Origin of the sequence: Streptomyces lacaronensis, from assembly GCF_047337785.1 — a bacterium.
Taxonomy (GTDB): Bacteria; Actinomycetota; Actinomycetes; order Streptomycetales; family Streptomycetaceae; genus Streptomyces; species Streptomyces lycopersici.
On record NZ_JBLHDK010000003.1, the window covers coordinates 6,518,895 to 6,533,761 of the forward strand.

At 73.0% G+C, this 14,867-nt stretch carries 4 protein-coding genes; 2 read left to right on the plus strand and 2 right to left on the minus strand.

Features of this window, described 5'->3' with window-relative positions; genetic code table 11:
• Positions 1-221: 221 nt before the first annotated feature.
• Entirely contained in the window at positions 222-12,476 is a 12,255-nt protein-coding gene (locus ACMTAK_RS28480; protein WP_413808816.1) for an amino acid adenylation domain-containing protein, read from the plus strand.
• Positions 12,477-12,492: 16 nt separating this feature from the next.
• Positions 12,493-13,758: a cytochrome P450 gene (locus ACMTAK_RS28485; protein WP_413808817.1), complete on the plus strand. Its 1,266-nt coding sequence runs from the start codon at positions 12,493-12,495 to the stop codon at positions 13,756-13,758.
• An 81-nt stretch (positions 13,759-13,839) separates the two neighbouring features.
• Here ACMTAK_RS28485 and ACMTAK_RS28490 read toward each other — a convergent pair whose 3' ends face one another.
• Entirely contained in the window at positions 13,840-14,358 is a 519-nt protein-coding gene (locus ACMTAK_RS28490; protein ID WP_413808818.1) for a 3-hydroxyacyl-ACP dehydratase FabZ family protein, read from the minus strand.
• Positions 14,355-14,729 carry a hypothetical protein gene (locus ACMTAK_RS28495; protein ID WP_413808819.1) on the minus strand — a complete coding sequence of 125 codons (375 nt, stop codon included), beginning with the start codon at positions 14,727-14,729 and terminating at the stop codon, positions 14,355-14,357. The genes ACMTAK_RS28490 and ACMTAK_RS28495 overlap by 4 nt, the downstream gene beginning before the upstream one ends.
• Positions 14,730-14,867 lie beyond the last annotated feature (138 nt).

Sequence of the window (14,867 nt, forward strand, 5' to 3'; positions counted from 1 at the left end):
GTTTCGGCCAGGGCGAGTGGTCCGGCTCGCGAGTGAGCTGGACTACTGGCGGTGGCTGGCAGTAGCCCCACTTCCGAGTTGTTTATGTGCGGCTTTCACCGGGCCGCGGCGCCATTACGGTCGGATCGGCGGGCCTCGCCGACGGGCGAGACGGGCCCCGCCGATCTCGACTGCGCACTCGTCACACATCGCATCACGAAGACGCCCAGGGAGCCTGTGCAGTGAAGCAGACACGTATCGAGGACCTTCTGCCTTTGTCGCCGCTCCAGGAAGGGCTGCTCTTCCACGCGCAGTACTCCGAGGACGCGGACGCGCTCGACGTCTACACCGTCCAGCTGGCGGTGCGGATCCAGGGCCCGGTGGACGCCCCGGCGGTGCGCCGCGCCGCGGCCGCGCTGGTGCGGCGGCACGCGAGCCTGCGCGCGGGATTCCGGCGCCGCAAGACCGGCGACCCGATGCAGGTGATCCTCCGGGACCTCGAACTCCCTGTGACCGAGCTGGACTTCCACGGTGTCTCCGAGGAGGAGCAGCGGGCGAAGGTCCGGGAGTTCGCCGCCGGAGACCGTGCACGGCGCTTCGACATGGAGCGGCCGCCGCTGCTGCGGGTCACCATGATCAAGGTCGCGGCCGACGCCTTCTGGCTGGTGCTCACCGCCCACCACATCCTGCTGGACGGCTGGTCCGCCCCGCTGGTGATGCAGGAGCTGTTCCAGCACTACCGTGCGGGCGGCGAGGACACCACCCTGCCTCCGGTCACCCCCTACCGCACCTATCTCGCCTGGCTGGCCCGGCAGGACAAGGACGCGGCGAAGCGGGCCTGGCGAGAGGCGCTGGAAGGGGTGGACTCGCCCACGCTCGTGGTGCCCGAGGCGGGCCCCGGCGCCGAGGTGCTGCCCGAGGACCTGGTCGCCGAGGTGCCCGCGGACCTCACCGCCCGCCTCGGCGAGCTGGCCCGCTCCGCCGGGGTCACCCTGAACACGCTGGTGCAGAGCGCCTGGGGCGTGCTGCTCGGCCGGCTGACCGGCCGCGACGACGTGGTGTTCGGCGCCACCGTGTCCGGGCGCCCGGCGGACATCCCCGGCGTGGAGTCCATGGTGGGGCTGTTCATCAACACCCTGCCGGTCCGGGTGCGGGTGGACCACGGCGCCTCCTGGACCGACCTGCTGACCGCGGTCCAGCGGCAGCAGGCCACGCTGCTCGACCACCACCACCTGCCGCTGTCCGCCGTGCAGGAGGCCACGCCGGTCACCGGTGAACTCTTCGACACGCTGGTCGTCTTCGAGAACTACCCGCTGGACTCCGACGGCATCACCGAGCCCATCGACGGGCCGCGGATCACCGACATCACCGGCCAGGACGCCACCCACTACGCGCTCACCCTGTTCCCGACCCCCGGCCCCACCCTGCGGCTGCGCCTGGGCTACCGGCCCGATCTGTACCCGGCCGGGCGGGCGCGGGCCCTGCTGGACGGCTTCTGCCGGATGCTGGAGCGGATCGAGGCGGACCCGTCCCTCCCGGTGGGCCGCACCGAAGTGCTCGCGCCCGAGCTGCTGCGCACCGTCCTGGAGGACTGGAACGAGCCCGACGCCGGGGCGCCGGAGACTTCCGTGCCCGAGCTGTTCGAGGCCGCGGTGGCCGCCGACCCGGCGGCGGTGGCCCTGGTCGCGGACGGGGCCGAGGTCTCCTACGGCGAGCTGGACGCCCGCGCCAACCGGCTGGCCCGGCTGCTGTCCGGGCTCGGCGTCGGCCCCGAGACGCGGGTGGCGGTGGCGCTACCGCGCGGGGCGGACCTGGTGGCCACCCTGCTCGCGGTCCTGAAGACCGGCGGCGGGTACATCCCGCTGGACCCCGAATACCCGGCCGAGCGCGTCGAGTACATCGTGACCGACGCCGCGCCCGCGGTCGTGGTGACGGACTCCTCGGTGACCTCGGTGCCCGCGACCGGTGGTGCGACGCGGGTCCTGCTGGACGACCCGGCGGTCCGCGACCGGCTGGCCGCCCTGTCCGACGAGGCCCCGGAGCTCGCCCCGGTGGCGGGGGACCACCCCGCCTACGCCATCTACACCTCGGGTTCCACGGGCAGGCCCAAGGGCGTCGTCGTCACCCGGGACAACCTCACCAACTTCGTCCAGGACATGCGGGACCGGTTCGCCCTGCGGCCCGGGGACCGGCTGGCCGCGGTGACCACCATCGCCTTCGACATCGCGGGCCTGGAGCTGTACACCCCGCTGGTGTCCGGCGCCGCGGTGGTCCTGGCCACCCGCGACGAGGTGATCGACGTCCCCGCGCTGGCCGCGCTGCTGAAGGACACCGGTGCCTCGGTCATGCAGGCGACGCCCACCCTGTGGCAGGCGCTGGTGTCCCAGCACCCCGAGGCGCTCTCCGGGCTGCGGGTGCTGGTCGGCGGCGAGGCGCTGCCCGCCGGACTCGCCTCCCGGCTGTGCGAACTCGGCTCCGAGGTGACGAACCTGTACGGCCCCACCGAGACCACCGTATGGTCGACGGCCGCCCGCCTCGCGGGGCCCGATGGCAGTGGGACGCCGGGTACCGTACCGAGCAGCCGTGCAGTGCAGCCCACGGCCGCCCGCCTCGCGGGGCCGGACGGCAGTGGGACGCCGGGTACCGTACCGAGCAGCCGTGCAGTGCAGCCCACGGCCGCCCGCCTCGCGGGGCCGGACGGCAGTGGGACGCCGGGTACCGTACCGAGCAGCCGTGCAGTGCAGCCCACGGCCGCCCGCCTCGCGGGGCCGGACGGCAGTGGGACGCCGGGTACCGTACCGAGCAGCCGTGCAGTGCAGCCCACGGCCGCCCGCCTCGCGGGGCCCGACGGCAGTGGGACGCCGGGTACCGTACCGAGCAGCCGTGCAGTGCAGCCCACCGCCGCCCGCCTCGCCGAGGTGTCCGGCCCCCCGGCCATCGGCAGGCCCATCGCGAGCACCCAGGTCTACGTCCTGGACGCCGGGCTGTCACCGGCCCCGCCCGGAACCCTCGGCGACCTCTACATCGCCGGGCGGGGCGTGGCGCGCGGCTACGCGGGCCGTCCGGACCTGACCGCGGAGCGGTTCGTCGCCTGCCCGTTCGGCGCGCCCGGCACCCGGATGTACCGGACCGGTGACGTGGCCCGGTGGACGGACGAAGGGGAGCTGGAGTTCGCCGGCCGCACCGACGACCAGGTCAAGGTGCGCGGTTTCCGCATCGAGCTGGGCGAGATCGAGACCGCGCTCGCCGAGCTGCCCGAGGTCGCCCAGGCGGCGGTGGTGGCCCGCGAGGCCGGGTCGGGCGAGCGGCGGCTGGTGGCGTACGTCGTCGCGGCCCCGGGCGCGGCGGTGCCGGTGCCCGCGCTGCGCCGGGCCGTCGGCGCGCGGCTGCCGGAGTACATGATGCCCTCGGCGTTCATGGTGCTCGACGAGATGCCGCTGACGCCCAACGGGAAGACCGACCGCAAGGCGCTTCCCTCGCCGGACCTCACCGCACTGTCCACGAGCGTGGCCCCGCGCACACCGCAGGAGGAGATCCTGTGCGGCCTGTTCATGGAGGCGCTGGAGCTGGACTCGGTCGGCATTCACGACGACTTCTTCGAGCTGGGCGGGCACTCGCTGCACGCCACCCGGATGGTCAGCCGGACCCGGACGGCGTTCTCCGTGGAACTGCCGCTGCGCGCGTTGTGGGAGGCGCCCACGGTGGCGCGGCTGGCGGAACGGCTCCGGGACGCCGACAGCGCGCGGCCGCCGGTGGTCCCGGTGGAGCGCCCGGAGCGGATCCCGCTGTCCTACGCCCAGCGCAGGCTGTGGTTCCTCAACCGGTTCGAGAACGGCGCCGCGGCGCACAACATCAGCCTGGGGCTGCGGCTGACGGGCACGCTGGACCACGAGGCGCTGCGGGCGGCCGTCCGGGACGTCACGGCCCGGCACGAGACGCTGCGCACGGTCTTCCCGGAGACCGGCGGCTCCGCGCGGCAGCTGATCCTGCCCCCGGACCAGTGCCCGGCCGAGCTGGTCGTCACCTCCGTCGACGAGCGGACGCTGGACGCGGCGATCGCCGAACAGGCGGCGCGCGACTTCGACCTGGCGACCGAGACCCCGCTGCGGGTGACGCTGTTCCGGGTGGCCCCGGACCACCACGTCCTGCTGATCATCCTGCACCACATCGCGGGCGACGGCTGGTCCGTCGGCCCCTTCGCCGCCGACCTCACCTCGGCCTATCTGGCGCGGACCGCCGGCCGGGCCCCGGACTGGGAGCCGCTGCCGGTCCAGTACGCCGACTACACGATCTGGAACTACTCGGTCCTCGGCGACGAGAGCGACCCCGGGAGCCTGGTCAGCGAGCAGCTCGAATTCTGGCGGCAGCGACTCGAGGGCAGCCCCGATGTGTTGCCGCTGCCGACGGACCGCCCGCGTCCGCCGGAGGCCGACTACACGGCCGAGACGGTCGAGGGGCGGATCTCACCGGAGCTGCACCGCGCGCTGGCCCGTGTCGCCCGTACGACCGGGACCAGCCTGTTCATGGTGTTGCAGGCCGGTCTGGCCTCGTTGCTCTCCGCGCATGGCGCGGGCACCGACATCCCCGTGGGCTCACCGATCGCCGGGCGCAACGACAAGGCGCTCGAGGAAATGATCGGCTTCTTCGTCAACACACTGGTGCTGCGCACCGACACCTCGGGCGACCCCACCTTCCGCGAACTGCTGGACCGGGTCCGCGAGTACGACCTGGCCGCGTACGCCCACCAGGAGGTGCCCTTCGAGCGCCTGGTCGAGCTGCTCAACCCCGAGCGCTCGCTGGCCTGGCACCCGCTGTTCCAGATCTGGCTGAACGTACAGAACCTCGAGACCACCACCACCTCGCCGACCGGTCTTCCCGGGGTCGACGCCGTCGCGTATCCGGTGCCGGTCAACGCGACCCAGTTCGACCTGGCCTTCACCTTCAACGAGAGCACCGGTCCCGGCGGCGCCCCGGCCGGTCTTCAGGCACTGATCGACTTCCGGCTCGACCTCTTCGACCGGGAGACGGTCGAGGCCCTGTTCGAGCGCCTGACGCGGCTTCTGGAACGGGTCACCGAGGACCCGGACCTGCGGGTGGGCGACATCTCCCCGCTCACCGAGGAAGAGCACGCCGTGCTGGCCGCCGCGAACGACACCGCGCGCGACCTTCCCCCGGCGACCTTCCCCGCGCTGTTCGCCCGCAGGGTGGCCGAGGCGCCCGACGACCCCGCGGTGGCCTTCGAGGGCCGCGAGACGTCCTTCGCCGAACTGGACCGGAGGGCGAACCGGCTCGCGCATGTGCTGCGCGCCGAGGGTGCGGCCCCCGAGCGGTTCGTCGCCCTGGCGCTGCCCCGCTCCCCCGACTGGCCGGCCGCGGTACTGGCCGTGCACAAGGCGGGCGCGGCCTATCTGCCGCTCGATCCGGCGTACCCCGCCGAGCGCCTGGCCTACATGCTCGCCGACGCCCGGCCCGGCGTGGTCGTCACCACCCGGCCCATCGCCGAGACCCTGCCCCCCATGGGCGACACCACCGTCCTCCTCCTCGACGACGAGGCCACCGAGGCCAGGATCGCGAAGGCGCCGGAGACCGCGCCGGAGGTCCGGCTGTCGGTGGACCACCCGGCCTATCTGATCTACACCTCCGGCTCCACCGGCAGGCCGAAGGGCGTGGTGGTCCCGCACACCGGCTTCGCCAGTCTGCTCACCGGCTATGTGGAGGCGCTCGGACTCGGTCCGGGCAGCCGCGTCCTGCAGTTCGCCTCGCCGAGCTTCGACGCCGCCTTCGCCGAGCTGTGCAAGGCGCTCCTGTCCGGCTCCACGCTGGTGATGGCGCCGACCGAGCGCCTGGACCCCGGCGCCCCGCTGGCCGCGCTGCTCACCGAGGAGCGCGTCACCCAGGCGACCATCCCGCCGGCCGCGCTCGGTGTGATGACGGACGGTGAGGTGCCCGCGAGCATCACCCTGCTGGTGGCGGGGGAGGCGACCCCGCCGGAGCTGGCCGGCCGCTGGTCGGCGGGGCGGCGGATGGTGAACGCGTACGGCCCGACCGAGGCCACGGTGTGCGCCACCATCAGCGCGCCGCTGTCCGGCGCGGCCGAACCGCCCCTTGGCACACCGATCCCCAACGCCCGGGTGCGGGTGCTCGACGCGGCGCTGCGGCCGACGGCCCCCGGGGTGGTCGGCGAGCTGTACCTCTCGGGTCCCGGGCTCGCCCGCGGCTACCTCAACCGGCCAGGACCGAGCGCGGAGCGCTTCGTCGCCGATCCGTTCGGCCCGCCCGGCACCCGTATGTACCGCACGGGTGACCTGGCCAAGTGGACCCGCGATGGTGTGCTGATGTTCGTCGGCCGCGCCGACGAACAGGTCAAGCTGCACGGCTTCCGGATCGAGCTCGGCGAGATCCGCTCGGTGCTGCTGCGCCGGCCCTCGGTCCGGCAGGCCGAGGTGATGGTGCGCGAGGACCGCCCCGGTGAGCCGCGGCTGGTGGCCTACGCGGTGGCCGGGGCAGGGCCGCTCACCGGTGCCGACCTGCGCACCCAGATGGCCGCGGAGCTGCCCGAGTACATGGTGCCCGCCGCGGTGGTGGTGCTCGACTCGCTGCCGGTGACCCCGAACGGCAAGACCGACCGCAAGGCGCTTCCCGCGCCGGAGTACACCACGGCCACCGGCCCCGCCGACGAGCCGCGCACCCCCCACGAGGAGCTGCTGCGCGGGCTGTTCGCGGAGGTTCTCGGGCTGGAGCGGGTCGGCATCCACAACAGCTTCTTCGACACCGGCGGGGACAGCATCATGTCCATCCAGCTGGTCCGCCGGGCCCGTGACGCGGGCGTCAAGCTGACGCCGCGGGATGTGTTCGAGCACAAGACGGTGGCCGCGCTGGCCAAGGCCACAGCCGTCGAGGACGCACCCGCGGAAGGCCCCGCGGCCGAACCCGTGGCGGCCTCCGCGGGGGTCGGCGACGTACCGCTGACGCCGATCATCCACTGGATGCGCGAGCGGGGCGGCCGCCCCGACCGGTTCAGCCAGACCAACATGATCGTGGTCCCGGCGAACGTCGGCGAGCGGCGCCTGCGGTCCGCGTTGCAGACGGTGCTCGACCACCACGACGCGCTGCGGATGCGGCTGCGCCGCACCGGTGGCGTGGTGTGGAGCCTGGAGGTGCCCGAGCGTGGCGCGGTCCAGGTGGCGGACTGCCTGCGCCGGGTCGATCTGACCGGTCTTGACGAGGAGCGGGCCCATGCCCGTATGGCGGAGGAGACCAAGGGCGCCTGGGACCGGCTCGACCCCGAGGCGGGGCTGATGCTCCAGGCCGTCTGGTTCGACAACGGCCCGGATGTCTCCGGCAGGCTGCTGCTCACCGTCCACCACCTGGCGGTCGACGGGGTGTCCTGGCGCATCCTGCTGCCGGACCTGACCGCGGCGTGGTCCGCGCAGACGGACGGGACCTCCGGGCTCGACGCTGTCGGCGGGACCTCCGGGCTCGACGCTGTCGACGGCACCTCCGGGGCGGACGCTGTCGGCGGGAGCTCCGGGCTCGACGCCGTCGGCACCTCGTTCCGGGAGTGGGCGCAGCGGCTCTCCGACGCCGCCCAGCGGCCGGAGCGGATCGAGGAGCTGAAGTTCTGGCTGGACACCCTCGCCGAGCCCGACCCGGCGCTCGCCGCCCGGCCGCTCGACCCCGCGCGGGACATCACCGCGACGGCGAAGCGGCTGATGCTCACGCTGCCCGCCGAGCAGACCTCGGCCCTGCTCACCACGGTGCCCGCCGCGTTCCACGCCCGGATAAACGACGTCCTGCTGAGCGCGTTCGCGGTCGCCGTCGCCCAGTGGCGCGCACAGCGGGGCCACCAAGCCGGCCATGTCCTGGTCAACCTGGAGGGCCACGGCCGGGAGGAGCTCGACGAGGGCGTCGACCTGTCCCGGACCGTCGGCTGGTTCACCAGCCTGTTCCCGGTACGGCTCGACCCCGGCCCGTACGACTGGGCCGAGTTCCGCACGGGCGGTCCGGCGGCCGGCCGGGTGCTCAAGCGGGTCAAGGAGCAACTGCGCGCCCTGCCGGACAACGGGATCGGTTTCGGCCTGCTGCGGTACCTCAACCCGCAGACCGCCGCGGTGCTCTCGCGGCTGCCCGAGCCCCAGATCAGCTTCAACTACCTGGGCCGTTTCCCCGGCGCCGTGGCGACCGAGGAGACCGTCCCGGCCGACTGGGGGCCGGCCCCGGAGGGCTTCGACCTCGATGGCGGCAGCGACCCCGGGCGCCCGCTCGCGCACACCGTCGACATCACCGCGATGACCCAGGACCTGCCGGACGGCCCCCATCTGGTCGCCGATGTGTCCTGGGCGGGCGAGCTGCTGAGCGAGGACGAGGTCCACGAGCTGGGCCAGAACTGGCTGACCGCGCTCACCGCCCTGGTCAGGCACGCCGAGGGGCCGGAGGCGGGCGGCTACAGCCCCTCCGACCTGACGCTGGTCCCGCTGACCCAGGACGAGATCGAGGCGGTCGAGTCCGCGGGGGCGGAGCGGTTGGAGGACGTCCTGCCGCTCACACCGATGCAGGAGGGGCTGCTCTTCCACGCCCAGTTCGACGAGGACGAGCCCGACCTCTACACCGTGCAGCTCGGCATCGACCTCGCGGGCCCCCTGGACGCGGACCGGCTGCGCGGCGCGGCGCGGACCCTGCTGCGGCGCCACGCCAACCTGCGCGCGGGCTTCCGCCAGCAGGGGCTGACCCGCCCCGTACAGGTGGTGGTCGGCGACTTCGAACTGCCCTGGGTCGAGCTGGACTTCAGCCATCTGCCCGAGGCGGAGCGGGCCGCCCGGCTGGACGCGCTGATGGACGAGGACCGGGTGCGCCGGTTCGACCCCGAGCGGCCGCCGCTGCTGCGCTTCACCCTGATCCACATGGGCGACCAGCTGGCCCGGTTCCTGATGACCAACCACCATCTGCTGCTCGACGGCTGGTCGGGCCCACTGCTGATGCGTGAGCTGTTCACGCTGTACGAGACGGACGGTGACGAGTCGGCGCTGCCGGAGGTCACCCCGTACCGCGACTATCTCGCGTGGCTCGGCCGGCAGGACAAGCAGGCGGCGCGCGAAGCATGGCGCACGGTGCTCTCCGGGGTGGACGGCGCGACGCTCATCGCGCCCGACAGCGACGGACGGACCGTCGAGGTCCCCGGCGACATACTCGTGGAACTCCCCGAGCGCACCACCACGGAGCTGACCGCGCTGGCCCGGCGCCACGACGCGACCCTGAACACGGTCGTGCAGGCGGCCTGGAGCGTGGTGCTGTCCGGGCTGACCGGCCGGACCGACGTGGTGTTCGGCGCCACCGTCTCCGGCCGCCCCGCGGACCTCCCGGGTGTGGAGACCATGGTCGGCCTGTTCATCAACACCGTCCCGGTCCGCGCCGAGCTGAGGACGACCGACACCTGGACGACGCTGCTGGAGCGGCTGCGAGGCCAGCAGACGGCGGTGATGGACCACCACTACCTGGGCCTCCAGGACGTGCTGCGCCTGGTCGAACCGGACACGCTGTTCGACACGATCGTGGTGACCGAGAACTATCCGCTGGAAGGCGACGGGATGCCCGCCGTCGAGGACGGTCTGCGCATCGTCGGCCTGTACGGCTCGGACGCCAACCACTACCCGATCAGTCTGGTGGCGATGCCGGGACGCACCCTGCGGCTGCGTCTGGGCTACCGGCCGGACGTCGTGGACCGCGACGCCGTGGAGGCCATCGGCGGCCGGCTGGTCCGCGCGTTCGACGCCATGATCGGCGCGCCGGAGCAGCCGGTGAACCGGGTCGATCTGCTGGCCACGGACGAACGCCGCACGCTGCTGGAGGAGTTCACCGCCACGGCGCGGCCCGCGCCCGTCGCCCTGGTGCCCGAGCGCTTCCAGGCCCAGGTCGCCCGCACCCCGGACGCCCCGGCGCTGCTGGCCGCGGACGGCACCAGGCTCAGCTACGCGCGGCTCGACGCGGCCGCCGACCGGCTGGCCGCCGAGCTGATCGGGGCCGGAGTGGGTCCCGAGCGGCTGGTGGCCCTGGCCCTGCCGCGCTCGGCCGACCTGGTGATCGCCGCCCTCGCGGTGCTCAAGGCGGGCGGCGGCTATCTGCCCGTGGACCCGGGCGACCCGGCCGACCGGCTGGCGCACGTCCTCACCGACGCGACTCCGGTGCTGGTGCTGACCCGCTCGGACATCGCGCCCGGCCTGCCGCGGACGGCGGCGCCGGTGCGGCTGCTGGACGAGGCCGGTACGAGCGAGTCGGCCGAGCCTGTCCCCGGCGGTTCCGGCGGTTCCGGCGGTTCCAGTGGTTCCAGTGGTCCCGGCGGTCCCGGCGGTTCGAGTGGTTCCAGTGGTTCCGGCGGCCACCGGTGGCGGGCACAGAGCCCCGCGTATGTGATCTACACCTCGGGGTCCACCGGGCGGCCCAAGGGCGTGGTGGTGGAGCACCGTTCGTTCGCCCAGTACCTCGACTACGCCGCCGAGGCGTACCCGTCGCTCGGAGAGCGGGCCCTGCTGCACTCGCCGGTCTCCTTCGACATGGCGGTCACCTCGCTGTTCGGGCCGCTGACGACCGGCGGCTGTGTGCACGTGGCGGAGCTGGAGCAGCCCGCGGACGGGCGGGTCCGGCCGGCGTTCTGCAAGGTCACCCCCTCCCATCTGCCGCTGCTGGCCGGTGTGGACCCGGAGTGCTCCCCGACCCGTGAGCTGGTGATCGGCGGTGAGCAGCTGCTGGGCGAGGCGCTGGCCCCCTGGCGCGCCGCCCACCCGGACGTGGCCGTCGTGAACGAGTACGGGCCGACCGAGGCCACCGTCGGCTGCGCGGTGCTGCGGCTGGAACCGGGCGAGGAGACGCCGTCGGGCGCGGTGCCGATCGGCCGGCCCACTCCGAACACCCGGCTGTACGTGCTCGATCCGTTGCTGCGGCCCGCGCCGCGCGGCGCCGTCGGCGAGCTCTACATCGGCGGCGGCCAGCTGGCCCGCGGCTATCTGGGCCGGCCCGCCCTGACGGCGGCCCGGTTCGTGGCCGATCCGTTCGGCGCGCCGGGCGGCCGGCTGTACCGCACCGGCGACCTGGCGCGCTGGGACGCGGACGGGCAGCTGGAGTACCTGGGCCGGGTGGACGAGCAGGTCAAGGTCCGCGGCTACCGCGTGGAACTCGGTGAGATCGAGGCCGCGCTGGCCCGGGACCCCCAGGTGGGCCGTGCGACGGTCGTGCTGCGCGGGGACGAGGGCGCGGGCAAGCGGCTGGCCGCCTATCTGGTGCCGGCGGCGGGCGGTGGGCTGGACGCCGCCGCGGTGCGCGAGCGGCTGGCCGCGGCGGTACCGGACTACATGGTCCCGGCCGCGTTCACGGTCCTCGATGAGCTGCCGCTGAACGCCAACGGGAAGGTCGACCGCAAGGCGCTGCCCGCACCCGACTACAACCCCCGCGAGTGGAGCGGACCGAGCACCCCGCAGGAGGAGATCCTGTGCGGGCTGTTCCGGGAGGCGCTGGGGCTGGACGTGGTGGGCATCCATGACAGCTTCTTCGACCTGGGCGGCGACAGCATCATGTCGATGGGCCTGGTCAACCGGATCCGGTCGGCGTTCGGCGTGAAGCTCGGCATGCGGACGGTGCTGACCGCGCCCACCGTCGCCGAACTGGCCCAGAAGCTCGGCGGCGACGCGGAGCAGGACTCGCTCGACGTGCTGCTTCCACTGCGCGAGCACGGCAGCCGCGTCCCGCTGTTCTGTGTCCACCCCGCGGGCGGGCTGAGCTGGAGCTACTCGGCGCTGCTGCGGAGCGTGGACGCCGAGCACCCGGTCTACGGGTTGCAGTGCCGCGGACTCACCGGTGAGGGGGACGCGCTCCCCGGGACCCTGGAGGAGATGGCGGCCGACTATGTCGCCCAGATCCGCCGGGTCCGGCCCACCGGACCGTACGCCCTGCTCGGCTGGTCGTTCGGCGGCACGGTCATCCACGCCATGGCGGCGCTGCTGCGGGCCGAGGGCGAGGAGGTGGCGCTGCTGGTCAATCTGGACGAGTACCCGCTCGACCGCTCCCAGCCGCTGCCCGACCGGCTGCCGGACGAGCAGGACGCGCTGCGGGTGCTGCTGGACTTCGAGGGCTACGACGTGGCCGCCCTGGGCGACGCGCCGCTGACCCACGGCCAGGTGGTGACCATGCTGCGGGAGCGGCAGTCGGTGCTGGCCAGCCTGGACGAGGACAACGTGGCCGCCCTGGCCCGTGCCTTCGCCAACAACCGCCGGCTGTTCCTGGCCTATGAACCGGCCCGCTACCGGGGCGACCTGCTGGTGCTGGTGGCCGAGGAAGACCCGTCGGTGCCCGAGGCCGACCTGGCCGGGCGCGCCGAGCGGTGGCGGCCCTTCGTCGACGGACGGATCGAGTACCGGCGGATCCCTTACGCCCACCCGTACCTGATGCGGCCAGAACCGGCCGCCGAGATCGGCCGCGTACTCAACGAGAAGCTCCGGGAACTCAAGTGACCCGATTGGTGGAGAGATGAGCGTGCAGACAGCGATGAGCCGCGAAGAGATACCGGAGGAGATCTCGGCGGTCAACCTGGTCGACCCCAAGGCCTACCTCGAGCACGACATGGACGCGTACTGGCGCCGGCTGCGCGCCGACCACCCGCTGTACTGGCATCCGCCGGTCGACGGCGTTCCCGGCTTCTGGGTGGTCAGCCGCTACGCCGACGTGATGGCGCTCTACCGGGACAACCAGCGGCTCACCTCGGAGAAGGGCAACGTCCTGGTGACGCTGCTGGCGGGCGGCGACTCGGCCGCCGGCCAGATGCTGGCGGTGACCGACGGCCAGCGCCACAAGGACCTGCGCAATGTGATGCTCAAGGCGTTCTCGCCGCGAGCCCTGTCCAAGGTCGCGGCGCTGGTCCGGGTCAACGCGCGCCGGATGATCGCCGAAGCGGTCCGGCGGGGGGAGGGGGACTTCGCGGCCGAGGTGGCCCAGGTGATCCCGCTGACCACCGTGGGCGGCCTGCTCGGAGTGCCGGTGAAGGACCACGCCTATCTGCTGGGTCTGACCAAGTCCTCGCTCAGCTCGGACGAGGCGGACCAGGCTCCGGAGGAGGCGTTCCTGGCGCGCAACGAGATCCTGCTGTACTTCAGCGACCTGGTCGCCGAGCGGCGCGCCGATCCGCAGGACGACGTGATCAGCACGCTCACCGCCAGTGACATCGACGGCGTGCCGCTGACCGATCAGGACATCGTCTTCAACTGCTACAGCCTCATCCTGGGCGGCGACGAGACCAGCCGGCTCACGATGATCGACTCCCTCTACACCCTCAGCCGTGAGCCGGAGCAGTGGAAGCGGCTCAAGGAGGGTTCGGTGACGCTGGAGTCGGCCACCGAGGAGGCGCTGCGCTGGGCCACTCCCGCGATGAACTTCGGCCGCACCGCGCTGGTCGACGTCGAGATCGCCGGGGGCACCATCAAGGCGGGCGACGTGGTGACGCTGTGGAACACCTCGGCCAACCGCGACGAGTCGGTCTTCGACGACCCGTACGTCCTGGACCTGGGCCGTTCGCCGAACAAGCACATCACCTTCGGCTACGGTCCGCACTTCTGCCTCGGCGCCTACCTGGCGCGGGTCGAGGTGAAGGAGATGCTGGACGCGATGCGGACGTTCAGCAATGGTGTCGAGCTCACCGGTGAACCGCGCCGGATCCACTCCAATCTGATGACCGGGATGTCGACCCTGCCGGTCCGGTTCCTGCCGGACGAGGCGGGGCTGGCCACCGCCGACTCCTGAGTGCCGTTCCGACACCGGACCGCCAGGTGCCCCCGCGGGGGCACCTGGCGGTCCGGTGTCAGTGGTTCAGCGCCCGTCGGTTCAGTGCCCGTCCCCGTCCGGCGGGAACAGCGCGCTCGCGGGGCGGAACGCCATCACCATCCGCCCGACGGACACCACCGTGTCCCCGTCCACCACACTCTCCCCCTCGAAGATCAGATGGTCGCCGAGGGATCTGACGATCCTCGCCCGGTGCTCCAGCAGCACTCCGGGCAGGACCGTGCGGTGCACCAGGACATCGCTCATCCCGGCGAGCAGCATCATGCCCTCGGGCAGCTCACCGCTCAGCCGTGACAGGATCCCGGCGGCCTGGCCCCACGACTCGATCACCAGGGCCGGCGGATAGCCGAGCCGTTCGGCGGGGGTGGATTCGGGGAGCCGCGCGTACCACGGCTCATTGCAGGTGACGGCCTTTGCCGCGACGATCCGCTCGCCCGGGACGACTTCCAGCACCCGGTCCACGAGCAGCATGGGGCGGCGGCGCGGAAGCAGCCGGCGCACCCCGTCCAGTTCGATCACCGTTGTGCGGCGCGTGGTGTTCGCGGTGGTTGGTCGGGTCACCGGTCCGCCTCCCCGACGTAGCGCAGCCGGGCGGAGGCCGCTGTACCGCGTGCGGTGCTCGCGGTGGCCAGCCCGGTCCATTCGTCCTCGCCCGACCGCTGCCAGGTCAGCCGGACCGTCAGTTCCTCACCGGGGAACACCGCGCCCAGGAACCGCACCCGGTCCACCGCGTGCCAGCGCAGGCCCGGAGCGGGCGGGGTGGCCTCGGCGCTCGCCCGCAGATACTCCAGGACGCACACCCCGGGCAGGACGGGGAAGTCCGGACAAGGGGCCGCAAGCAACCTCTCGAGCGACGTGGTGTGGGTGACCTCGGCGGTCATCGCCGCCGGGGCCCGCTCGTGGTGCTCGGCATCCTGCCCTGTGACATTCATGGCCACATGGTGCCCATGGCGGGGGATGCCGCCTACATCGCCTTGAATAGTTCAAATCGGAAGCCCCGCTACACCCCCCGGATCACGTACTCAATTCTTTGCACTGTCGTTGTCGCACCTCACGGGCGTCGGACAGGC